The organism is Agrobacterium sp. 719_389, from assembly GCF_900188475.1.
In the GTDB taxonomy this organism is placed as follows: domain Bacteria; phylum Pseudomonadota; class Alphaproteobacteria; order Rhizobiales; family Rhizobiaceae; genus Agrobacterium; species Agrobacterium radiobacter.
Map to the genome: position 1 here is coordinate 210303 of NZ_FYEM01000004.1, position 23764 is coordinate 234066.

Annotated in this window: 21 protein-coding genes; 12 read left to right on the forward strand and 9 right to left on the reverse strand. The window is 59.8% G+C overall.

All coding sequences use genetic code 11. The annotated features are described in order from the left end of the window. The first annotated feature begins 411 nt into the window (after positions 1–411). The gene (locus CFB10_RS09840) at positions 412–1590 is read left to right on the forward strand and encodes a M20 aminoacylase family protein (RefSeq protein ID WP_020010797.1); all 1179 of its coding nucleotides are present in this window, start codon (positions 412–414) and stop codon (positions 1588–1590) included. Positions 1591–1665: 75 nt separating this feature from the next. On the opposite strand, the gene CFB10_RS09845 is transcribed toward CFB10_RS09840, so the two are convergent. Beyond that, positions 1666–1809 (reverse strand): hypothetical protein, encoded by a 144-nt coding sequence (locus CFB10_RS09845; RefSeq protein WP_003505150.1) that lies wholly within the window; start codon positions 1807–1809, stop codon positions 1666–1668. A 229-nt stretch (positions 1810–2038) separates the two neighbouring features. Between CFB10_RS09845 and CFB10_RS09850 the strand changes: the two genes are divergently transcribed. Further along, positions 2039–3142: an NAD(P)/FAD-dependent oxidoreductase gene (locus CFB10_RS09850; protein ID WP_026363747.1), complete on the forward strand. Its 1104-nt coding sequence runs from the start codon at positions 2039–2041 to the stop codon at positions 3140–3142. A 12-nt stretch (positions 3143–3154) separates the two neighbouring features. Here the strand turns inward: CFB10_RS09850 and CFB10_RS09855 are convergent, their stop codons facing one another. From CFB10_RS09855 to denD, 4 genes are all read right to left on the reverse strand, one after another. Next, positions 3155–4129 (reverse strand): threonine/serine dehydratase, encoded by a 975-nt coding sequence (locus CFB10_RS09855; protein WP_020010794.1) that lies wholly within the window; start codon positions 4127–4129, stop codon positions 3155–3157. A gap of 125 nt (positions 4130–4254) precedes the next feature. Next, positions 4255–6039: an IlvD/Edd family dehydratase gene (locus tag CFB10_RS09860; RefSeq protein ID WP_020010793.1), complete on the reverse strand. Its 1785-nt coding sequence runs from the start codon at positions 6037–6039 to the stop codon at positions 4255–4257. A gap of 9 nt (positions 6040–6048) precedes the next feature. Then, entirely contained in the window at positions 6049–6951 is a 903-nt protein-coding gene (locus CFB10_RS09865) for an NAD(P)-dependent oxidoreductase (protein ID WP_020010792.1), read from the reverse strand. Beyond that, positions 6948–7934, reverse strand: coding sequence for a D-erythronate dehydrogenase (gene denD / locus CFB10_RS09870; RefSeq protein ID WP_026363746.1), 987 nt, complete (start codon positions 7932–7934; stop codon positions 6948–6950). Before denD ends, CFB10_RS09865 begins: the two co-directional genes overlap by 4 nt. 200 nt (positions 7935–8134) lie before the next feature. Here denD and CFB10_RS09875 point away from each other — a divergent pair, with 200 nt between their 5' ends. The 6 genes from CFB10_RS09875 to CFB10_RS09900 all read left to right on the forward strand — a co-directional run bounded on the left by CFB10_RS09875 (position 8135) and on the right by CFB10_RS09900 (position 14659). Then, the gene (locus tag CFB10_RS09875) at positions 8135–9580 is read left to right on the forward strand and encodes an FAD-binding oxidoreductase (RefSeq protein ID WP_020010790.1); all 1446 of its coding nucleotides are present in this window, start codon (positions 8135–8137) and stop codon (positions 9578–9580) included. 117 nt (positions 9581–9697) lie between these two features. Continuing rightward, complete coding sequence (locus tag CFB10_RS09880; RefSeq protein ID WP_020010789.1) at positions 9698–10414, forward strand: FadR/GntR family transcriptional regulator; 717 nt, start codon at positions 9698–9700, stop codon at positions 10412–10414. 201 nt (positions 10415–10615) lie between these two features. Next, positions 10616–11776: a fumarylacetoacetate hydrolase family protein gene (locus CFB10_RS09885; RefSeq protein WP_026363745.1), complete on the forward strand. Its 1161-nt coding sequence runs from the start codon at positions 10616–10618 to the stop codon at positions 11774–11776. A 21-nt stretch (positions 11777–11797) separates the two neighbouring features. Beyond that, positions 11798–12328: a TRAP transporter small permease gene (locus tag CFB10_RS09890; RefSeq protein ID WP_020010787.1), complete on the forward strand. Its 531-nt coding sequence runs from the start codon at positions 11798–11800 to the stop codon at positions 12326–12328. A gap of 4 nt (positions 12329–12332) precedes the next feature. Beyond that, positions 12333–13610 (forward strand): TRAP transporter large permease, encoded by a 1278-nt coding sequence (locus CFB10_RS09895; protein WP_020010786.1) that lies wholly within the window; start codon positions 12333–12335, stop codon positions 13608–13610. A gap of 41 nt (positions 13611–13651) precedes the next feature. Further along, a complete protein-coding gene (locus CFB10_RS09900) occupies positions 13652–14659 on the forward strand; it encodes a TRAP transporter substrate-binding protein (RefSeq protein WP_020010785.1) in 1008 nt (335 codons plus the stop codon). A 107-nt stretch (positions 14660–14766) separates the two neighbouring features. On the opposite strand, the gene acs is transcribed toward CFB10_RS09900, so the two are convergent. Beyond that, positions 14767–16719: an acetate--CoA ligase gene (gene acs, locus CFB10_RS09905; RefSeq protein ID WP_004444026.1), complete on the reverse strand. Its 1953-nt coding sequence runs from the start codon at positions 16717–16719 to the stop codon at positions 14767–14769. Positions 16720–16948: 229 nt separating this feature from the next. On the opposite strand from acs, the gene CFB10_RS09910 reads away from it, so the two are divergent. Continuing rightward, complete coding sequence (locus CFB10_RS09910) at positions 16949–17650, forward strand: DUF1013 domain-containing protein (protein ID WP_026363744.1); 702 nt, start codon at positions 16949–16951, stop codon at positions 17648–17650. Positions 17651–17707: 57 nt separating this feature from the next. On the opposite strand, the gene CFB10_RS09915 is transcribed toward CFB10_RS09910, so the two are convergent. After that, on the reverse strand, positions 17708–18367 hold the full coding sequence (locus tag CFB10_RS09915) for a YggS family pyridoxal phosphate-dependent enzyme (protein ID WP_020010783.1): 660 nt from the start codon (positions 18365–18367) through the stop codon (positions 17708–17710). 193 nt (positions 18368–18560) lie between these two features. Between CFB10_RS09915 and leuS the strand changes: the two genes are divergently transcribed. Genes leuS through holA form a run of 3 tightly spaced genes read left to right on the forward strand, consistent with a single transcriptional unit; the run spans position 18561 to position 22778 of the window. Beyond that, positions 18561–21191, forward strand: coding sequence for a leucine--tRNA ligase (leuS, locus tag CFB10_RS09920; RefSeq protein WP_020010782.1), 2631 nt, complete (start codon positions 18561–18563; stop codon positions 21189–21191). Further along, on the forward strand, positions 21184–21729 hold the full coding sequence (gene lptE / locus CFB10_RS09925; protein ID WP_051091641.1) for an LPS assembly lipoprotein LptE: 546 nt from the start codon (positions 21184–21186) through the stop codon (positions 21727–21729). The genes leuS and lptE overlap by 8 nt, the downstream gene beginning before the upstream one ends. Before the next feature lie 11 nt (positions 21730–21740). Next, positions 21741–22778, forward strand: a complete 1038-nt coding sequence (holA, locus tag CFB10_RS09930; RefSeq protein ID WP_020010780.1) for a DNA polymerase III subunit delta — start codon at positions 21741–21743, stop codon at positions 22776–22778. A gap of 71 nt (positions 22779–22849) precedes the next feature. Here holA and fdxA read toward each other — a convergent pair whose 3' ends face one another. Together fdxA and CFB10_RS09940 are read right to left on the reverse strand one after the other, a co-directional pair. Then, a complete protein-coding gene (gene fdxA, locus CFB10_RS09935) occupies positions 22850–23188 on the reverse strand; it encodes a ferredoxin FdxA (protein WP_026363742.1) in 339 nt (112 codons plus the stop codon). A 158-nt stretch (positions 23189–23346) separates the two neighbouring features. Then, positions 23347–23763: an RNA-binding S4 domain-containing protein gene (locus CFB10_RS09940; protein ID WP_020010778.1), complete on the reverse strand. Its 417-nt coding sequence runs from the start codon at positions 23761–23763 to the stop codon at positions 23347–23349. Between the last annotated feature and the right edge of the window lies 1 nt (position 23764).

Sequence of the window (23764 nt, forward strand, 5' to 3'; positions counted from 1 at the left end):
TCCGCAGACATGGCATCCTGCAGCGTCGTGATTCCAGGATGTTTGCGAGGCTGGCGATCGGTGCGGAAAGGGTATTTTCGATTGGGGGAAGAAAATCGCGTCCTGCGGCCCGGCAATGCCGTTCCGACCGGATTTCGCATCCTCCCCGACGGCGAAAATTGTTCGCGCAACGTCCGATGATCCCCCGCTGACAACCTGAAGGGCAACACGGACCAAGAGGGCCCGCGCTACATCCGAAAGGAGCTAATGCCCCAGGACGTCAATAGTTCCATGCCACCTGTCGCGGCACGATGCAAGCGCTGAATTTCAGGGCATTTGCGGGCAGGCCACGCCCCTTACGCCTGTCTGCATATGCTGCTATGTCATTTGCAAAAGGCGCCGGAAGAAACGGCCGAACCCGGGACTTTAAAAATGACCAGACAGACAGCAAATCTCGCATCCTTTGCCAACCACATGCCGGATGTGGTGGCCATTCGCCGCCACCTGCACCGCAATCCCGAAATAGGCCTTTCGGAGTTCAAGACGTCGGATTTTATTGCCGAACAGCTGGTAGCAATGGGTTACAAGGTCACGCGGGGGCTGGCCGGAACCGGCATCGTCGCCACGCTCAGCAACGGCGACGGCACGCGCACGCTCGGCATCCGCGCCGATATCGACGCCCTGCCGATCCATGAGGAGACGGGGGCGGATTATGCAAGCGCCAATCAGGGCGTGATGCATGCCTGCGGCCATGACGGCCACACCGCCATGCTGCTCGGCGCGGCAAAGATCATCGCTGAGCGCAGGAATTTCGACGGAACCCTGCATCTGATCTTCCAGCCGGCCGAAGAAAATTTCGGCGGCGCCCGAATCATGATCGAGGACGGGCTGTTCGAACGCTTCCCCTGCGACGCGGTTTTTGCCCTGCATAACGACCCCGGCCTGCCATTCGGGCAATTCGTGCTGCGCGATGGGCCGATCCTTGCCGCTGTCGACGAGTGCACGATCACCGTCAACGGTTACGGCGGCCACGGCGCCGAACCGCAGGATGCCGCCGACCCCATCGTTGCCGGCGCGAGCATCATCATGGCCTTGCAGACGGTGGTATCCCGTAATATCCATCCGCAATTGTCGGCGGTCGTCACCGTTGGCGCGTTCCATGCGGGTGCTGCCAGCAACGTCATTCCCGAAACGGCGGAAATGCTGCTGACCATCCGCTCCTTCGATCCGGGCGTGCGCGACGAGCTGGAAAAGCGCATCCGGGCGATAGCGCAAGGCCAGGCGGCCAGCTACGGCATGAGCGTCACCATCGACTACGAGCGCGGGTATAACGCCACCGTCAACCACAAGGTGGAAACCGACTATATCGCCGATCTCGCCCGCCGTTTTACCGGACCTGACAAGGTGGCCGAGATGCAGCGCCCGTCGATGGGTGCGGAAGACTTCGCCTATATGCTGGAGAAGCGGCCCGGCTGCTATTTCTTCCTCGGCACCGCCCGCACCGACAACGACCCGCCGCTGCACCACCCGAAATTCGACTTCAACGACGACATCCTGCCGATCGGAACCGCTTTCTGGGTTGATCTGGCCGAGGACTACCTGAAGGCATGAAGGACATGAAAAAGGCCGGTCGGAGGAGCGACCGGCCTTTTGTTCTCAAATACCCTGATGAGAAAATCGGGAGGATCAGGGAACGAGACCGAATATGACGGCAGCGACAAACGCCACGCAGACGCCGACAAGAGCCGCATGAACCGAATCTTTCCAGTTACGCGGCGACTGGGGCTGCGAGACAAAGTCTTTTACTTTTCCTGCCTTGGAATAAGACATTGTGCACTCCCTTCCTGCTCGGCCCTTCAAAGCGGGCATTGCTTACTTCACGTAGAGAATAGCTTTATTCCCCACTGTTTCAGTAGAGATAAAATTCCATAAGATTGGCGCATCGGGAAAAATACGGATTGCGACTTGCCCACAGGCAAGCATCAATCTACCCATTGCCCGGGATCAACGCGCTGGAGGGCATTTCCGTTCAAAACCAGTGGCGGGCACGGAAAAGACCATGACGGATATCGACGCCATCATCATCGGAGCCGGGGTGATCGGACTGGCGACAGCGCGCGAGCTGGCGATGCGCGGCCTCTCCGTCATCATCCTCGAAAGCGAAAAGGAATTCGGCTCAGCCACTTCCTCCCGCAACAGCGAAGTCATTCACGCTGGGCTCTATTATCCGGCCGGAAGCCTCAAGGCCCGGCTTTGCGTGGAAGGTAAGGTGCGGCTCTATGCTTTCTGTCAAAGCCACGGCGTCTCATATCGCCGCTGCGGCAAACTCATCGTCGCCGCGAGCGATGAAGAGACGGCCATGCTCGCCTCCCTCCGCGAAAAAGGCAAAGCCAACGGTTGCGACGACCTTGAACTGATCGATGAGCGACAGGCACTTTCGCTCGAACCCGCGCTCACCTGCGTCGCAGCCCTGATATCGCCCTCGACCGGTATCATCGACAGCCATGGTTATATGCTGGCGCTTCTTGGAGACGCGCAGGATCACGGCGCTGCCCTTGCCCTGAACGCACCCTTCGAAAAGGCGGAAGTGATCCGCGATGGTTTCCGGATTCACGTCGGCGGCGCGGAGCCCACCAGCCTGACATGCCGGCTGCTCGTCAATTCCGCCGGACTTGTTGCACCGATGGTGGCGAAAAAGATCGAAGGATTGTCGGAAGATTTGGTCCCGCAGGCGCGTTTTGCCAAAGGCAGCTATTTTTCGCTGGCCGGCAAGTCGCCTTTTTCAAGGCTGATCTATCCCGCGCCTCACGCCCATGGCCTTGGCGTGCATCTCACTCTCGACCTTGCCGGCCAGGCCCGTTTCGGGCCGGATGTGGAATGGGTGGACACCATCGATTACGCCGTTGATCCCCGCCGTATGGAAGGTTTTGGCGATGCGATACGGCGTTATTGGCCGGGCCTTCCCGACCATGCGCTCATTCCGGCCTATTCCGGAATTCGGCCGAAGATTTCCGGTCCGGACGAACCGGCCATGGATTTCCGCATTGACGGGCCGGAAAGCCACGGCGTTGCCGGCCTCGTCAATCTCTTCGGCATAGAAAGCCCCGGCTTGACCGCCTCGCTGGCGATCGCCAACGAGGTCGCGGCACGGCTCGAGGTCTGATATCAACCTTACTCAACCGAAACGGGACAGCGCGCCCGCCATGATGTCAGGATCGACATTGCCGCCGGAAGCCACCGCAATCACTGTTTCGCTCTCCAGCTCATCGCCGTGGAAGAGGGCCGCCGCCAGCGCCACCGCACCACCGGGTTCGACAACGATCTTCAGCCGGTTGAGGGCGAGAACCATGGCCCGCAGCGCTTCCTCCTCGGTGACGGCGACGCCTTTCCCGCAAAGCCCGGCCATGATGGGGAAAGTAATGTTTCCGGGCTGCGGCGTGACGATCGCGTCGCAGATCGAACCCGAGGCCGTGGCGTTACGCTCGATCTTGCCCGAGGCAAGGGAGCGCGCCACATCGTCGAACCGCTCCGGTTCCGACGTCCTGACCTTGTAGTTCGGTGCTTTCGCTGCGAGTGCTAGGGAGATGCCGGAGGTGAGGCCACCGCCACCGCAGGGCACCAGAACCTCGGCTGCATCGATACCCAGTTCCGCGCCCTGTTCAGCAATCTCCAGCCCCACCGTCCCCTGCCCGGCAATGACCAGCGGTTCGTCATAGGGCCTGATCAGCGTCAGCCCACGCTCGCCCGAAATGCGATCTCCGATGGCGTCGCGATCTTCGTTCGCCCGGTCATAAAGCACCACCTCCGCGCCATAGGCGCGGGTATTGTCGATTTTGATCTTCGGCGCATCCGACGGCATGATGATGATGGCGGGAACGCCGTGCAGGCGGGCGGCAAGGGCCACGCCCTGCGCATGGTTGCCGGAGGAAAAGGCGATCACGCCCTTGGCGCGCACCTGCGCCGGCAGGCCAGAGACGGCCGACCAGCCGCCGCGAAACTTGAAGGAACCCGTCCTCTGCAGGCATTCGGCCTTTACGAACAGCTTTCGTCCGGCGATGTCGTCCAGAAAAGGGGACGACAGCAAAGGCGTCCGCACCGCATGGTTGCCGATACGCTTGCGCGCGGCCTCTATCATCGAAATATCTGTCATGCCCTGCCCCCGATAATGCGGATGTAACGCGGATTCGCGGGTACATTAGGAGGTCGCGATGAATTGGGAAACCGCCCGGAAAAGAAAAATCCCCGGACATGGCCGGGGATTTTTATCAGGTGCGATCAATGATTGTGCCGGGGCATCTTCTCTGCGATCCGGCGGAAATCCGCGGCTCCTTCCAGAACCGCGCCGTCCGAAAGCTGGGTTACCGACTGACGATAAATGCGCTGCCAAGGCGTCGCGTCCGCGGGAACAGCGGGTATACCGTCAGCCTTGCGGGCCGCAAGCTCCTCATCCGGCACCAGCGCATTGCACTCACCTTTGTTGAAGTCGATGCGGATCACATCGCCGGTGCGAAGCCATGCCAGCCCGCCGCCTGCGGCACTTTCCGGCGAGGCGTTGAGGATAGACGGACTGTCAGCCGTTCCCGACTGCCGGCCATCGCCGATCGTCGGCAGGCTGGTGATGCCCTTTTTCAACAGCGCGTCCGGCGGCTGCATGTTCACGACCTCGGCCGAACCCGGCCAGCCGAGCGGCCCCGCCCCGCGAATGACGAGAATGGTGCGCTCATCGATATCAAGAGAGGGATCGTTGATGCGGGCGTGATAGTCTTCCGAACCATCGAACACCACGCATTTACCCTCGAAAATGCCCTCGCGGCCCGGCTCGCTCAGATAACGCTGCCGGAATTCCGCCGAAATCACACTGGTCTTCATGATGGCGAAATCGAACAGATTGCCCTTGAGGACAAGGAAACCGGCCCGTTCCTTGAGCGGCTTGTCATAGGGCAGGATCACGTCGCGGTCGGTCGATTCCCGCCCGTCCAGATTTTCCGCCATGGTCTTGCCGGTCACGGTCGGACAGTTTCCATCAAGCTTGCCCGCCTGCAGAAGCTCCCACATGATGGCGGGCGTGCCGCCGGCGCGGTGATATTTCTCACCCAGCCATTTGCCGGCCGGCTGGATGTTGGCCAGCAGCGGAATGTCGTAACCATGGACCTGCCAGTCCTCTTCGCGAAGCTCGACGCCTGCGTGTTTGGCCATGGCCGCCAGATGCGGCTGGGCATTGGTCGATCCGCCGATTGCCGAATTGACGCGGATCGCGTTCAAAAACGCCTCGCGCGTCATGATGTCGGAGGGCTTGATATTCTCGACAACCAGTTCGACGGCGCGGCGGCCGGTGCGATAGGCCATCTGACCGCGTTCGCGGTAAGCGGCAGGGATCGCGCCGCAACCGGTCAGCGACATGCCGAGCGCTTCCGCCATGGCATTCATGGTGGAGGCCGTACCCATCGTGTTGCAGTGACCAACCGACGGGGCCGATTCCAGCGCCGCCTGCAGGAACTCCTCCCGGGTGATTTCGCCCGCACCATATTTGCGGCGCATGCGCCAGATGACGGTGCCGGAACCGACCAGATCACCGTCATGATATCCGTCGAGCATCGGCCCGCCGGAAAGCACGATGGCCGGAATATCGACCGTGCTTGCTGCCATCAGCGCCGAAGGTGTGGTCTTGTCGCAACCGGTTGTCAGAACGACGCCGTCGAGCGGATAACCGTAAAGCACTTCCACGAGGCTGAGATAAGCGAGATTGCGGTCAAGCGCCGCTGTCGGACGCTTGCAGTTTTCGAACATCGGATGCGTCGGGAACTCGATGGGAACGCCGCCCGCATCGCGAATACCGTCGCGCACCCGCTTGACCAGTTCCACATGGACGCGGTTGCAGGGCGTCAGGTCACTGCCGCTTTGAGCGATGCCGATGACCGGCTTGCCGGAGCGCAGTTCTTCCGGCGTCACGCCGTAATTCATGAAGCGCTCCAGATAGAGCGCCGTCATGTCGAGATGGTCAGGGTTATCGAACCAGTCCTGGGATCGCAGGCGGCGCATGGATGTCTTGTCGTCGCTCATGAGATCGCTTCAGCCCTTGTCGCGGTTGTTGAGTTTTTCGAGGTAAAGCAGGATGCCGCTATGGTCGATATCGGCCCCGCCATCGCTAACGAAATCATCGAATTCCCGCGTCACCTGCTGGGTGAGCGGCAGCGTCAGGGACAAATCCTTCGCCGTTGCCAGCACGCCATTCAGATCCTTGAGCTGGAATTTGGACGGACCGCCCGGCACGAAGTTTCGCTTCACCATACGTTCGCCATGCAGTTCCAGAATTCGGCTTTCGGCAAAACCGCCGCGTATGGCATTTCGGAAACCTTCACGGGAGGCTCCGCCCGCTTCCACCAGCATCATCGCCTCGGCAACCGCGCCGATCGTGATGGCGACGATCTGCTGGTTGGCGAGCTTGCAAAGCTGGCCGGCGCCCGAGGGACCGACATAGGTAAGCCGGCCCATCGGCGCAAAGACATCCGCAAGACCCGAGATCAGGGCCTCGTCCCCGCCGGCCATGATGGCGAGCGTACCGGCCGTCGCGCCCGGCACACCGCCGGAAACCGGCGCATCAACGTGATGAATGCCGAGCGCCTCAAGCCGGGAGGAATGCTCGCGCGCGATCGGCGGCGCAATCGAGCTGCTGTCGATGACAACAGCGCCCTTTTTCAGCGCTTCGGCCACCCCGGCCTCGAACAGTACTTCGCCAACGGCCTTGCCATCGCTCAGCATGGTGATGACGATATCGGCGCCCTTGGCGGCTTCCGCCGGAGATGCCGCGAGAACGGCACCATCGGCAACCAAAGCCTCGGCCTTATCAACGCTGCGGTTCCAGACCGTGACCGAAAAGCCGGCGCCCAGCAGGCGCCGGGCCATCGGCCCGCCCATCAGGCCTGTGCCGATAAAGGCGACCGACCGCTTTTTCTCCTCCCCACTGATATTCATTTCAGTGAACCTCCGAGCTCATCCTCGATATGAACCTGAATGATTTCTTCAAAGGAGCCTTCAGCCGTGAAGCCCAGTTCCCGGGCGCGCTTGGCCTCGAAACCGGGGGCCCAGCCCTCGCACATGCGCATGATCATCTCGTTCGGCTCGCGGCGGATGAGGGCGACAGCCTTTTCGCCTGCGACCTTGCGCAGAGCTTCGATCTGTTCGCCAACTGTGGCGCTGAGGCCGGGCATGGACAGGTTGCGGCGCGGACCGACCTTTTCGACGTCGATCGTTGCGCCATTGATCAAGAAACCGACGGCGGAACGCGGCGAGGCGTGCCAGTGGCGAATGCTTTCCGGCACCGGCAGAACCGCTTCCTGGCCGACCAGCGGCTCGCGCAGGATATTGGAGAAGAAGCCGGAGGCAGCTGCGTTCGGCTTGCCGGGACGAATGCAGATGGTCGGCAGGCGAATGCCGATACCGTCGAAGAAACCGCGACGGCTGTAATCGGAAAGCAGCAGTTCGCAGATCGCCTTCTGCGTACCGTAGCTGGTCAGCGGCGTGGTGTGGAATTCATCCGGGATCGGATAGGGAAGCGGCGCACCGAAGACGGCGATCGACGAGGTGAAGACCACGCGCGGCTTGTAACCATCCTTGCCGTTGGCAATGCGGATGGCGTCGAAGAGATAACGCGTGCCATCGAGATTGATGCGGTAGCCCTTGTCGAAATCAAGCTCGGCTTCGCCGGACACGATGGCAGCAAGGTGAAAAATGGCGTCTGGACGGGCTTCGACCAGCTTTTCGGCTTCGCCCGGCGCAGACAGATCCGCCGCGCGCGCATCGACCACACCCGAAAAACCGGCGGGCGCTTCAGGCTGGAAAACGTCGATAAGCGTGAACTTGTCGATCGGCTTGCCGCCGAGCGACCCGTCCTTGACGAGACGCTGCGTCAGCTTGCGGCCAACCATACCTGCGGCACCGATGATTGCGATATGCATGTCTTCCTCCTCTTTGTCCCGGTCATTCTCCCGAGACCGAAAAAACATCATCGGCCAGTCGACCGATAAATTAGCTTGTAAGGTTGTCTGATAACCTTATATGATCGAGTTGAAAATAGTATTTTTTCACAAACCGGCAAAAGCAAGGGCGAAAGACCCTTGTCCGGGTATTTTAGGGCGGATTGGACGGAGAGGGTGGAATGACGATCGTGAGCGAACACGATATCGAGGAATTGCGGGTCTCGTTGAAAAACAGGCTCGGCGAGGCTCTGCTGCTGACATCGCAGGAAGACATGCTGCGCTATTGCCGCGACTGGCACGGCGACGTCACAAGTTCAGCCGTGGCCGTGATCCGCCCCCGGTCAACCAAGGAAGTCTCCGACACGGTTCGCGCTTGCGCCGAGCTCGGTCTCTCGATCATTCCTCAGGGCGGCAATACCGGGCTGGTGCTCGGCGGCATTCCCGATGCGCCGAAGCGGCAGGTCGTGCTGAGCCTCGAGCGCATGAACGCCATCCGCACCATTGACAGCGACGATTTTTCAGCCGTCGTCGAAGCCGGCTGCATTCTGTCGGAATTCAAGGATGCTGTTCAGGACAAGGGAATGTTCTTCCCGTTGTCGCTTGGCGCACAGGGCAGCTGCCGCATTGGCGGCAACGTCTCCACCAATGCCGGCGGCATCAATGTCCTGCGCTACGGCATGACCCGCGAACTGGTGCTAGGTCTCGAAGTCGTATTGCCTGATGGCACCATCTGGAATGGCCTGTCGACGCTGCGCAAGGACAATCGCGGCATCGATCTCAAGCAGCTTTTCATCGGCGCGGAAGGAACGCTCGGCATCATCACGGCGGTTGCCGTCAAGCTTTACCCTAATCCCGAATATGTCGAAACCGCACTGCTCGGCCTCAACTCGCTGGATGACGCCATCAAGCTTTACCGTCGCGCCCGCCGCGAATGCTGTGACCTGATGTCCGCCTTCGAATTCATGCCGCCCATCGCCTTCACGCTGGCGATCGAGGCGATACCCGACCTCAAAATGCCGATCGCCGGCGATTACCCGGCCTATGTGCTGATGGAAATTTCCGGCTCCGGCCTGGTGGATACCGCCGACCTGATGGGGCGTTTCCTCGAAGGCGTCATGGAAGACGGCCTGGTGCTGGACGGCGTTATCGCCTCCTCACGCGCACAGGCACAATCGCTTTGGCTGTTTCGCGAGGGCATGAACGAAGGCCAGGCGCTGCGCGGCAGCCATATGCGTACCGATATTTCCGTGCCGCTGTCGAAACTCGCGGCCTTCGTGGCTGAAGCCGAGGCGGAACTGGCGGAAAAACTGCCGGAGTGCCTCGCGGTTTCCTACGGCCATGTCGGAGACGGCAACGTCCACCTCAACGTCCTGCCGCCCAATGGTTCGACGCCGGAAGAGCGCGACGCCTTCATCTATAAGTCCAAGACACTCGTCAACGAGGTCCTCGACCGCTACGTCGGCAGCATCAGCGCCGAGCACGGCATCGGCCGTCTGAAGCGCTCCGATTTCGAAAGCCGGCTATCTGATGTGCAGCGCCGGATGATCACGGGTTTGAAAAACACCTTCGACCCCGATTTGCGGATGAATCCCGGTTGCCAGATAACCCTGCAACCGGATAGCTAATCGAGGAACGGCAAAGGCGGCTGAAAACGCCGCCTTTGAAAAACCCGCTGAAGGCGAAGGAGGAAGTCGCCTGCCGCAGGGAAAAGAACCAATCGTTTCTGTGGAACGGGAGCAACCATGACGCTGGAGTTCAATCAGATACATCGCAACGACCATCTGCCCGGCCGGATCGCCGCGGAGATTGCGCGCGAAATCAATGATTCGAAGCTCGGCCCGGGCGACAGGCTGCCGACGGAACATGTTCTGGCGAAAACTTTCGGGGTCAGCCGCTCGGTCATCCGCGAAGCGATCGCGCAATTGCGCAACGAGGGTTTTGTTGAAACGCGCCAAGGCGTGGGCGCATTTGTCACCGATCCCCGGCAGAGACTATCCATCCGCATCGAACGTTCCCGGCTGAACGACCCGGAGAATTTCCGCGATCTCTTCCAGCTTCGCATGCCGCTGGAAATAGAGGCGGCGGGTCTGGCCGCACTGCATCGCAGCCCACAGCAACTGACACGGCTGGCGGCGGCTTTGGAAAAGATGAAAACCGCCGATGACTGGTCAACGGAAGGCGTTGCGGCGGATCTCGATTTTCACCGCATTCTGGCGGAAGCGACGCAGAACGAATATTTCCTGATGTTCCTTGGCTTCATCGCGGAGCGCATCAGTTCCGCGATCAACATCGCATTCTCCCGCGCGGTTTTTGGCGAAATTCTCGAGGTGACGATCGCCGAACATGTGGCAATCTATGCGGCGGTCGAGAAAGCGGATGCCGCTGCCGCCAAGAACGCCATGCGCAAGCATCTGATCGGCGCAGCAAGCCGGGTCAATCTCGAACTGGATATCTTCTGAGCAGCGAAAGAGCACGCCGGCAAAGCTATAGGACAGGTTTACGGCTTTCCGGGAATTGAGAGGCGAAAGACGACAAATTTGTCGGCAAGGCCGCTAGACTCGTAGCAAAAGTCATACTAAGAAGAATGGGATTAGGTTGTCAGACATCCAGACAATAAGACCGCAGGAGGCGGCCTGTCGGATGCTGAAGGGGAGGACTACATGACCGGCACAAGGTCTATCGACGCTACTGCAATTTTGCCTGAAGATTTCGAAAACGCGCTGCTCGTCGGCCGCGTCTGGTCGAAAAGCGAAGGCGGTCCCTGCCCGGTCCTGCTCAAGGGCGGCGTGCTTTATGACCTCACTTCGCTTTCCCCGACCATGTCCGAACTTCTGGAAAAGAAGGATCTGGTGGAGCGGCTCGCCGACACAGGCACATTCGTCGCACTCGGCGCGCTGGAGGCGTTTCTGGACGGTTCCGCCGGCGAACTTCTTGCCCCCAATGACATTCAGGCCGTCAAGGCTGCAGGCGTCACCTTTGCCGACAGCATGCTGGAACGCGTGATAGAAGAGCAGGCAAAGGGCGATCCGCTGCGCGCGCAGGAAATTCGTGGGCGGCTGGCCCCGGTTCTCGGCGACAATCTCAAGGGACTTGAGGCCGGCTCGGAAAAAGCCGCCGAAGTCAAGAAACTGCTCCAGGAAATGGGACTATGGTCGCAATATCTGGAAGTGGGTATCGGCCCGGATGCGGAGATCTTCTCCAAGGCGCAGGCCATGGCCTCGGTAGGCTGCGGCGCCCTGATCGGCGTTCACCCGAAATCGCAGTGGAACAACCCGGAACCGGAAGTGGTGCTGGCCATCGCTTCCGATGGCCGCATCGTCGGCGCGACACTTGGCAACGACGTCAATCTGCGCGATTTCGAAGGCCGCTCTGCACTCCTGCTCAGCAAGGCGAAGGACAACAACGCCTCCTGCGCCATCGGTCCTTTCATCCGCCTGTTCGATGGCAACTTCACCATTGAAGATGTGAAGAAGTCGCAGATATCGCTTCTGGTCGAAGGCGAAGACGGTTTCACCATGACGGGCGTCAGCCCCATGGAAGCGATCAGCCGCACGCCGGAAAACCTCGCTTCGCAGCTCTTGAACCGTAACCATCAATATCCAGACGGCGCCGTCTTTTTCCTTGGCACGATGTTCGCGCCGGTGAAGGATCGCCACGGCCCAGGCCTCGGTTTCACCCATTCCAAGGGTGACCGTGTCGAAATCTCCACGCCCAAGCTCGGTAAGCTGATCAACTGGGTCGCCACGACCGACGAATGCCCGGAATGGACATTCGGCACCGCGGCCCTGATGCGCAACCTGGCGAAACGAGGGCTGCTCTAGATATTTCTTCGGGAGGGGAAAATGCAAAAGACCATCAATCTCTTTTACCGGATTCTCGAAATCATTCTCGTCCTGCTGCTCGCCGGCATGTCGATCATGGTCTTCGTCAACGTCGTCATGCGTTATACGATGAATTCCGGCATCAACATCTCTGAAGAACTGTCGCGTTATTTCTTCGTGTGGCTGACCTTCATCGGCGCCGTGCTGACCTTCCGCGAAAACAGCCATATGGGCATCGAAACGCTCGTGATGTTCCTGTCGCGCCGCGCCCGCATCGTCTGCATGATCGTGTCGAACATCATCATTCTGGCCTGTTCCGCCATCTTCTTCTGGGGCACCTGGAAACAGTCCGGCATCAATGCCAGCATGCACGCTCCCGTCACCAAGCTTTCGATGATCTGGGTCTATGGCATTGGCATGTTCACCGGCGGCCTGATGTTCATCATCGCACTGGAACGCCTGTACCGTTATGTGACCGGTCGCGTGACAGAGGACGAAATCGCCCAGTTCGCGGGCGAGAACCTCACGATCGAACAGCTTTCGGAGCGCTGATACCATGACACTTCTCGTTTTTGTCGGCTCTCTGCTGGGAGCCATGGCTATTGGCGTTCCCGTCGCTTTCTCGCTGATGTTCTGCGGCGTCGTGCTCATGTGGTACATGGGCATGTTCAACACCGCGATCATCGCCCAGAACATGATCTCGGGCGCAGACACGTTCACGCTGCTTGCCATCCCCTTCTTCATTCTGGCCGGCGAACTGATGAATTCCGGTGGTCTTTCCCGCCGCATCATCGACTTCGCGATCGCGCTCGTCGGTCACATCCGTGGCGGCCTCGGCATCGTGGCAATCGTGGCGGCCATCATCATGGCCAGCATCTCCGGCTCGGCCGCAGCCGATACCGCAGCCCTTGCCGCAATCCTGATCCCCATGATGGCGAAGGCCGGTTACAACATTCCGCGCTCCGGTGGCCTCATCGCCGCAGGCGGCATCATCGCTCCGGTCATTCCGCCGTCCATGGCCTTCATCGTCTTCGGTGTTGCCGCCAACGTCTCAATCACCCAGCTTTTCCTCGCCGGCATCGTTCCTGGTATTCTGATGGGCACATCGCTCATCATCGCCTGGCTGATCGTGGTGCGTAAGGACAACGTAAAGCCCCTGCCCAAGACTTCGGGCAAGGAACGTCTGCTCGTGACTGCTCGTGCCGGCTGGGCGCTCGGCATGCCTGTCATCATTCTCGGCGGCATCAAGGCCGGCATCATGACACCGACGGAAGCCGCCGTCGTTGCCGCCGCCTATGCGCTGTTTGTCGGCATGGTGATCTATCGCGAATTGAAGCCGGCGGACCTGTTTCACGTGCTCCTGCGTGCCGCCAAGAGCACCTCGATCATCATGTTCCTCGTCTGCGCAGCACTCGTCTCCGCATGGCTCATCACGGCTGCGAATATTCCGAACGAAGTGGCAGGCTATATCGAGCCGCTGATCGATCGCCCGATGCTGCTGATGGCCGCCATGATGGTGCTGGTTTTCATCGTCGGCACCGCACTCGACCTGACGCCGACCATCCTGATCCTGACGCCTGTTCTGATGCCAATCGTCAAGCAGGCGGGCATCGACCCGGTCTATTTCGGTGTCCTCTTCATCATCAACAACGCCATCGGCCTGATTACCCCTCCGGTTGGCGTCGTTCTGAACGTTGTCAGCGGCGTCGGCCGCATCCCGCTCGGAAAGGTTACGGTCGGCGTCTGGCCGTTCCTCGTTGCCGAAACCATCGTCCTGGCGCTGCTCGTGATTTTCCCGGACATCGTCCTCGTACCGCTGCAATATCTCCGTTAATCCACAACCTGTTTCTCGAACACAATCCAAGGGAGGATATTATGAGAAAGCTTCTTCTGACCACCACCGCCATCGCTTTCGCCGTTGGCGCCGCAGCGCCGGCAATGGCCGAATTCAACAGCCGCAACATCCGCGTTTCGAACGGCATCAACCAGGACCACCCGGTCGGCAACGGCATCAAGGCCATGCAGGCCTGCCTCGACGACAAGTCGGGCGGCAAGCTGAAGCTGACGGCATTCTGGGGCGGCGCTCTCGGCGGTGACCTTCAGGCAACGCAGGCCCTGCGTTCCGGCGTTCAGGAAGCCGTCGTGACGTCCTCTTCGCCCCTCGTCGGCCTCATCCCGTCGCTTGGTGTTTTCGACCTGCCGTTCCTGTTCGCCAATGACAAGGAAGCCGATGCCGTTATGGACGGCGCCTTCGGCGACATGATGAACAAGAAGCTGGAAGAGCAGGGTCTCGTAAACCTTGCTTACTGGGAAAACGGTTTCCGCAACCTCTCGAACTCCAAGCATGCCGTTACGAAGTGGGAAGACTTCTCCGGTCTCAAGGTTCGCGTGATGCAGAACAACATCTTCCTCGACACCTTCCAGAACCTCGGCGCCAATGCGACGCCGATGGCTTTCGGCGAAGTCTTCTCGGCGCTTGAAACCAACGCGATCGACGCGCAGGAAAATCCCTATGTGACGATCGACACCTCCAAGTTCTACGAGGTGCAGAAGTACATCACCGAGACGAACCACGCCTACACGCCGTTCCTCTTCCTCTTCTCCAAGCCGATCTTCGACAGCTACACGCCCGAAGAACAGACGGCCCTGCGTGAATGCGCAGTCGTCGGCCGCGACGAAGAGCGTAAGGTTATCCGCGAACTGAACCAGAAGTCGCTGGAAAAGATCAAGGCTGCCGGTCTCGAAGTGAACACGCTGTCTCCGGAAGAGCAGACCCGTATTCGCGAAAAGTCGATGGTCGTGTACGAAAAGCACAAGGCTGAAATCGGCGCTGATGTAGTCGACGCCGTTCTGGCGGACCTGAAGAAGATCCGCGGCCAATAATCCTGTCTGCATAAAATTGAAAACACCCGGAGGTTCCGCCTCCGGGTGTTTTTGTTTGTGAAAATGGCCGACAGAAAAAAGGCTGCCGAAGCAGCCTTTTCAAAAGATCACGCCGTGCGGTTCTGTCGGTTGGCGATGAGGTCTTCGACCACCGCCGGATCGGCGAGCGTCGATGTATCCCCCAGCGCACCAAAATCGTCCTCGGCGATCTTGCGCAGGATACGACGCATGATCTTGCCGGAGCGGGTCTTGGGCAAGCCCGGCGCGAACTGGATCTTGTCGGGTGTCGCAACCGGTCCGATCTCGTTGCGCACGTGTTTTACCAGCTCCTCGCGCAGCGCATAATCGCCATTCTGCCCCGCCATCAACGTGACATAACAATAAATGCCCTGTCCCTTGATGGGATGCGGATAACCGACCACGGCCGCTTCCGAAACCTGGTGATGCGACACCAGCGCCGATTCCACTTCGGCCGTGCCAAGACGGTGGCCGGAAACGTTCAGCACGTCATCGACGCGGCCGGTGATCCAGTAATAACCGTCCTCATCACGACGGCAGCCGTCACCGGTGAAGTATTTGCCCTTGTAGGTCGAGAAATACGTATCGATGAAGCGCTGATGATCGCCGTAGACGGAGCGCGACTGGCCCGGCCAGCTGTCGATGATGCAGAGATTACCGTCAGCGGGTCCTTCCAGCACATTGCCTTCGGCATCGACAAGCTGTGGCTGCACGCCGAAGAACGGCCTCGTCGCCGAGCCGGGTTTCAGATCGGTCGCACCGGGCAGCGGCGAGATCAAAATGCCGCCGGTCTCCGTCTGCCACCAGGTGTCGACGATCGGGCTCTTGTCTTCGCCGACCACATGGTAATACCACTCCCATGCTTCCGGGTTGATCGGCTCACCCACCGTGCCGAGTAGACGGATGCTGGAGCGCGACGAGCGCTGAACGAACTGGTCACCCGCCCCCATCAGCGATCGGAGCGCCGTCGGGGCGGTGTAGAAGATATTGACCTTGTGCTTGTCGATGACTTCCCAGAAGCGACCCTGATCCGGGAAGTTGGGCACGCCCTCGAACATCAGCGTCGTCGCGCAGTTCGCAAGCGGCCCATAGACGATGTAGGAATGGCCGGTGACCCAGCCGACATCGGCGGTACACCAATAAACCTCACCATCCTTGTAATCGAACACATATTCATGCGTCATCGACGTATAGACGAGGTAACCACCCGTGGTGTGCAGCACGCCCTTCGGCTTGCCGGTGGAGCCCGACGTATAAAGGATGAACAGCGGATCTTCCGCGCGCATCTTCACGGGCGGGCAATCCGGTTTCACGGTGGCGATTTCCTGATGGTACCAGATGTCGCGGCCGGGGGCCCAGCCGGTCTTGCCGCCGGTGCGACGCACCACCAGAACCTTGTTGACGATGACATATTGCTTGGCGGCAATATCGATCGCCTTGTCGGTGTTTTCCTTGAGCGGGATCGGCTTGCCGCCGCGCACGCCTTCATCGCAGGTGATGACGAAGGTCGACTGGCAATCGACGATGCGGCCGGCCAGCGCTTCCGGCGAGAAGCCGCCGAACACGACCGAATGGATCGCCCCGATGCGAGCGCAGGCGAGCATCGCATAGGCCGCTTCGGGTATCATCGGCATATAGATGGTGACGCGGTCGCCCTTCTTGACGCCATGCTTCTTCAGGACATTCGCCAGACGGCAGACGTAATCATAGAGCTGGTTATAGGTGATCTTCTTGTCGATATAGGGATTGTCGCCTTCCCATATGATCGCCGTGCGCTCGCCATGCGTCTTCAGGTGACGGTCGATACAGTTATAGGAGACGTTGGTGAGGCCATCCTCGAACCACTTGATCGGCACCCTGCCCTTGAAGGATGTGTTCTTGACCTTGGTATAGGGCTTGAACCAGTCGATCCGGCGGCCGTGCTTGTCCCAGAACTTTTCCGGATCCTCGACGCTCTCCTGATACCATTTCTGGTAACGCTCATTGTCGATGAGCGTGCGGGCCTTCGCCGATTTGAGAACCGGGTAGATTTTGGCAGACATGAACTCCTCCTGGAACCGATATGGCTTCTGACGTGGCCCGAGACTCCCACCTCAGGCATGTGTTGAATTCATAGCAGTTCAAATGCACACGGCAATTAGACAAAGGTCATTTGTTTCGCAAAGAATTGCAATTATGATGCAATCCGGTTATAGAGCGCCAATATCCCGGAAATCAGTGGTTGATACCACGCCCGCGACACCGGCGCGGACGGACAGAAGGACTGTATCTATGGCTCAACAATTGCTCATGCCAAAAGCTACGGCTGTATGGCTGGTTGACAACACCGCGCTGTCGTTCGATCAGATCGCCACGTTCTGCAAACTGCATCCGCTTGAAGTCAAGGCAATTGCCGACGGTGAAGCCGCGCAGGGCATCAAGGGCCTCGATCCGATCGCAACCGGACAGCTTTCCCGCGACGAAATCGCCCGCGCCGAAGCCAATCCGAACCATAAGCTGAAGCTTTCCGAGCCGAAGGTCCGCGTGCCGGAATCCAAGCGTCGCGGCCCGCGCTACACGCCGGTTTCCAAGCGTCAGGACCGTCCGAACGCCATTCTCTGGCTCGTTCGCAACCATCCGGAGCTGAAGGATGCGCAGATTTCGCGTCTCGTCGGCACCACGAAATCGACGATTGAGCAGATTCGCGACCGCACCCACTGGAACTCGGCCAACCTGACGCCGATGGACCCGGTAACGCTCGGCCTCTGCAGCCAGATCGATCTCGACCTTGAAGTCGAACGCGCCTCGCGCGGCCGCCCGCTGCCGACAGCCGAAGAGCTGGACAACACGCTGCAGCCGGCAACCGTGACGGAAGGTCTGGATTACAACTTCCAGCGCGAAGAAGACGAGCAGATCGACGCCGATGCGGTCTTCAAGAAGCTCTCCTCGCTGAAATCCACGCAGAAGGACGAAGACGAGGACGATCAGTACTGATCGTCGTTTTCGAATGCTTGAAACCCGGCCTCAGCGCCGGGTTTTTTGTTTATGGCCTTATCGCGTACCGAAGATGGCCGACCCCACACGCACACTGGTCGCGCCGAATTCGACGGCCGTTTCGAAATCCCCGGACATGCCCATGGAAAGCTTCTCAAGGCCGCACTCCCTGGCAAGCTTCGCCAGCAGCGCAAAATGCGGGCCGGGATTTTCATCGGCCGGCGGAATGCACATCAATCCCTCGACCTGCAATTTCAGCTCATCCCGGCAAAAGGCCACGAAAGCAACTGTCTCACGCGGATCGATGCCCGCCTTTTGCGGCTCAAGCCCGGTATTGACCTGAACATAAAACCGAAGGCCGCGGCCCTGTTTGGCGCATTCCTCGGCAAGCGCGCGGGCGATCTTTTCGCGGTCGACGCTCTCGACGACATCAAACAGCGCCACGGCATCCGCCGCCTTGTTGGATTGCAACGGGCCGATCAGACGCAACTCTATGCCGTCAGTCTTCTCTTTGAGTTTCGGCCACTTGCCCTGCGCTTCCTGCACGCGGTTCTCGCCGAATACGCGCTGGCCGGCATCGATGACCGGCTGGATCGCCTCCGCATCGAAGGTCTTCGAGACCGCGACAAGGGCAACATCCGCAGGCTTGCGGCCGGATTTTTCCGCGACATCACCAATGCGCTGCCTGACATCCTCAAGACGTGCTTCGATTTCCATCACAAGACCTTCATTTGAACCATTCGCAACGCTAACTAGACGCCGATTGCCTTGATGCCAAGCGGGTTTAGCACCATTTGAGGCGCGCTGGCCAAGATTGAACGCCCGAATGCCCCGCCAAACTTGACGCCCCGGTCGTTTCATGGTGAAGGTCAGCGCAAATTTTTCCCCTCGATACCCGGAATTCTAAACAATGGCCATCGAACGTTACAATCCTCGCGACGCCGAGCCGCGCTGGCAGCAGAAATGGAACGAAGACAAGGTTTTCGTCACCGACAACAGCGATCCGCGTGAGAAGTATTACGTTCTAGAGATGTTTCCCTATCCGTCGGGACGCATCCATATGGGCCATGTCCGCAACTACGCCATGGGCGACGTCGTCGCCCGCTACAAGCGTGCGCGCGGCTTCAACGTCCTGCATCCGATGGGCTGGGACGCCTTCGGCATGCCTGCGGAAAACGCGGCCATGCAGAACAAGGTTCACCCGAAGGACTGGACCTACCAGAACATCGCCACCATGCGCGGCCAGCTGAAATCCATGGGCCTGTCGCTGGACTGGACCCGTGAGTTCGCGACCTGCGACGTGGAATATTACCACCGCCAGCAGGCTCTGTTCGTCGACTTCATGGAAAAGGGGCTGGTTTACCGCAAGCAGTCCAAGGTCAACTGGGACCCGGTCGACCATACCGTTCTGGCCAATGAGCAGGTTATCGACGGCCGCGGCTGGCGCTCCGGCGCGCTGGTCGAGCAGCGCGAACTGACGCAATGGTTCTTCCGCATCACCAATTTCAGCCAGGACCTGCTGGACGAGCTGGACACGCTGGACCAATGGCCTGAAAAAGTGCGCCTGATGCAGAAGAACTGGATCGGCCGCTCCGAAGGCCTGTCGCTGCGCTGGCAGACCGTCGCTGAAACGGCGCCGGAAGGTTTCTCCGATATCACCGTCTATACGACGCGCCCGGACACGCTGTTCGGCGCTTCCTTCCTGGCGATCGCCGCCGACCACCCGCTGGCCAGGGAACTGTCCGCGAACAACCCTGATATCGCCGAGTTCTGCGACGAATGCCGCCGCCACGGCACCTCTTTGGCCGCGCTGGAAACCGCTGAAAAGAAGGGTATCGACACCGGCGTCAAGGTTGTGCATCCGCTGGACCCCAGCTGGGAATTGCCGGTCTATGTCGCCAATTTCGTGTTGATGGATTATGGCACGGGCGCGATTTTCGGCTGCCCGTCAGGTGACCAGCGCGATCTGGATTTCGCCCGCAAATACGATCTGCCGGTCGTGGCCGTCGTTGCCCCCGAAGGTCCCGATGCCGCGAACTTCGCCATCGGCGACACCGCCTTCACCGATGACGGCGTGATGATCAATTCCGGCTTCCTGAACGGCATGAATACGGCAGACGCCTTCGAGGCCGTCGTGCAGAAGCTTTCCGCGCAGACGCTGGGCAATACGCCGCAGGCCGAGCGCAAGGTCAATTTCCGCCTGCGCGACTGGGGCATTTCCCGCCAGCGTTACTGGGGCTGCCCGATCCCGGTCATCCATTGCGAAGTCTGCGGTGTGGTGCCGGTTCCGAAAAAGGACCTGCCGGTCAAGCTGCCCGACGACGTGACTTTCGATGTGCCCGGCAACCCGTTGGACCGGCACCCCACATGGCGCCATGTCTCCTGCCCGCAATGCGGCCATGACGCACGCCGCGAAACGGATACGATGGATACATTCGTCGATTCCAGCTGGTATTACACGCGCTTCACCGCGCCGTGGGAAGACGCACCGACCGACCCGAAGGTCGCCAATCACTGGCTACCGGTGGATCAATATATCGGCGGCATCGAGCATGCCATCCTGCACCTGCTCTATTCGCGCTTCTTCACCCGTGCGATGCGCGAAACAGGCCATGTGGACGTCAAGGAACCCTTCAAGGGCCTGTTCACCCAGGGCATGGTGGTCCACGAGACCTACAGCCGCGGTGAAGGCACAACGCGTGAATGGGTGCCGCCTGCCGAACTGAGGATCGAGGAAAACGACGGCGCGCGCCGCGCCTTCCTGCTTTCTTCCGGCGAAGAAGTGAAGATCGGCTCCATCGAGAAGATGTCGAAGTCGAAGAAGAACGTGGTCGACCCTGACGATATCATCGCATCCTACGGGGCGGATACCGCGCGCTTCTTCGTTCTCTCGGATTCGCCACCTGATCGCGACGTCATCTGGTCTGAAGCCGGCGTGGAAGGTGCAAACCGATTCGTCCAGCGCGTCTGGCGCATCATCGGCGAAGCAGCCGAACAGCTGAAGGGCGTGAAGCCGAAGCCGGCAACCGAAGGCGAAGGGCTGGCGGCCTCCAAGGCGGCCCACAAGACACTGAAGGCTGTCCAGGAAGATCTGGACAAGCTCGCCTTCAACAAGGCCATCGCCCGCATCTACGAACTGGTCAATGCGCTGGCCGGTCCGCTCGCCGATGTCGCTTCCGGCGGTAAGTCTGACGACGTCAAGGCAGCAGCGCGCGACGCCGTCGAAATCCTCATCCGCATCATCGCCCCGATGACGCCGCATCTGGCGGAAGAATGCTGGTCGGCGCTGGGTAATACCGGCCTCGTGGCCCAGACGCCGTGGCCAAGCTTCGTCGCTTCGCTGGTGGAGGAAAACGACGTGGTCATGCCCGTGCAGGTCAATGGCAAGAAGCGTGGCGAATTGACAATCGCGCGCGATGCGGATCAAGATGCGGTCCGAACGGCCGCCCTTGCGCTGGACGCCGTCAAATCCATTCTTGCCGGTGGCGAGCCCAAAAAAGTCATCGTGGTTCCGCAGAGGATTGTGAACATTGTTGTCTGACGTTTTTTCAAGATGGAGCCGCGCCGCGGCAGCGATTTCCGTCGTGACGATGGCTGGTCTTCTGGCAGGCTGCCAGGTGCGCCCGCTTTATGGCGAGGCCTCCGGAACCAAGGAGAGGCTGGCGGCCGTCAGCGTCTCCGAGACCGGTGGCAGGGTCGGGCAGGAAGTCCGCAATCAGCTGATCTTTCTGATGGCCGGCGGCGCGGGCCAACCAGCCACGGCGCAATATAACGTCAAAGTTTTTGTAAGCTCGAGCGCCACGTCAACGGAAGTGCAGAATTACGACCTGACGACCCGCGCGAACAACAATTACGATGGCCCCTATCCCGGCCGTGTCGTGATGAGCGGTCAATATGTGCTGACGCGCATTTCCGACGGTCAGATCCTGCGCTCCGCACGCCGCAGCGTGACGGCGCAGGTGGACCTGCCGCAGCAGGAATTCGCCAAGATCCGTGCAACTCGCGACGCCGAGAACCGTGCCGCCCGGGAACTGGCTGAAATCATCCGCACCGATATCGCCGCCACACTCGGCCGCTGAGAGCGGCGGCCGTGACGGAGATAAAGTCCCATGAATTCGAGCGCTTCGCCGAAAATCCGGCGGAGCGCTTTCGCGTTTTCGTACTCTACGGCCCGGATCGCGGTCTCGTATCGGAACGGGCGACCCTTATCGCCAAAAAGACCGGTATCGATCCCGACGACGCTTTCGCATCGCTGAAGCTGACCGCATCCGATCTGCAGGGCGACCCTGGCCGCCTGCTCGATGAAGTAAACGCCATCGGTCTTTTCGGTGGTGAAAAACTTGTCTGGATCAAGGGCGCCTCGGCCGAAAAGGCGCTGGTGGACGCCCTCCAGATTCTGGCGGAAACGCCGCCGGAAGCGAGTTTCCTGATCATCGAAGCGGGCGATGTCAAAAAAGGTACCGGACTGCGCAAGATCGCGGAGCCGGCACGCTCCATCGCCGCGATCCCCTGTTATGCCGACGATGCCCGCTCGCTGAATGCGCTGATCGATCAGGAACTATCCGCAGACAATCTGCGCATCGCGCCTGCTGCCCGGCAGAGACTGATAGAATCGCTCGGCGGCGACCGTATCGCTTCGCGCAACGAAATCCGTAAGCTCGCGCTCTATTGCCGTGGCGCAGACGTGATCGAAGAAGACGACGTTCTCTCCATTATCGGCGATGCCAGCACGGTTTCCGCTGACGATGCTGTCGACGCCATCCTGAAAGGCGACAGAAACGCCTTTTTCCACGCGACCCAGAAGATCGTTTCTTCGAAAACGCCAATCTTCCTTGTGCTCCAGGGATGCCTCAAGCAATTCCAGCTGCTTGACCAGATGCGGGCCGAAATGGATGAGAAAAAACTGCAGGCCGGTCAGGTCATGCAGACGCTTGGACGCCACATCCACTTCCGCAGAAAACCCATCATCGAAAGAGCGCTGCGAACATGGCAGCCAGCGGCGATCGCCCGCGAGATGAACCGTTTGCAGGCAGCCATCCTGCAAAGCCGTCAGCGGCAAAGCCTGGAGGAAAGCGTGGCCCTTCTGACATTGCTCTCCACCACGCTGCAGTCCGGCCGCGGCGGATAAACAAAAAGCCCTCGTGCTGGGTGCAACGAGGGCTTTTCAAATATTTGTACAGGATCTTCGTAAATCTGAGTTCAGTCGCCCTTGCCGGGCTCAGCAGAGAAATAAAGCTCCAGCTTGCCTTCAACGCCGTCCATTTCCTTGGCTTCCGGCATCGGATCCCGCTTGATTGTGATGTTCGGCCAGATTGCCGCATATTCGGCATTGAGCGTCAGCCACTTGTCGAGACCCGGCTCCGTATCGGGCTTGATAGCCTCGGCGGGACATTCCGGTTCGCACACACCACAATCGATGCATTCATCGGGATTGATCGCGAGGAAATTTTCACCCTCGTAAAAGCAGTCGACGGGGCAGACCTCAACGCAATCGGTATATTTGCAGCGGATGCAATTGTCGGTCACGACATATGTCATGATGAACTCCAGAATATGCAGGCCGGGTCTTTGGGCTTCGGAACACAAGCCGTCGCCCGGAATTCAGACAGGGCAATTTCGCAAGTGACGTAATGCCTTTGACTACAGATAGCAAGGATAAACAATTCTGAAAAACGGGTGTGACTTGGAGGTTTATTCTAATCTTTGCTTCCGTCACTGTCAGACAGAAACCTGTCGAGCGCCCTGCGCTCCTTTTTGGTGGGACGCCCGCTGCCTGGCTGGCGCAACGCCTGCTCGAGAGGCGTCAGCCTGTCTGAAGGTTCCCGTGGCGGTGTTTGGTCGTCATAGAGAAGTCTGGCTTCCTCATAGGGCCCACGCCGTGTTCCGCCGGACTTGACGACGAGCACCTTGTCCATGCGCTCAAAACCGATATCGAGCTTGTCACCCGCCTTCACCGCATGGCTGGGCTGGCGGATGGTAACCCCATTGACCTTGACGTGGCCCGACTGAATGTAGCCCTGAGCCAGCGAACGGGACTTGGCCATACGGGCAAAGAACAGCCACTTGTCCAGACGCTGTCGCGTGCTTTCCAGTGGCTGTTCGCTGCTTCCCATA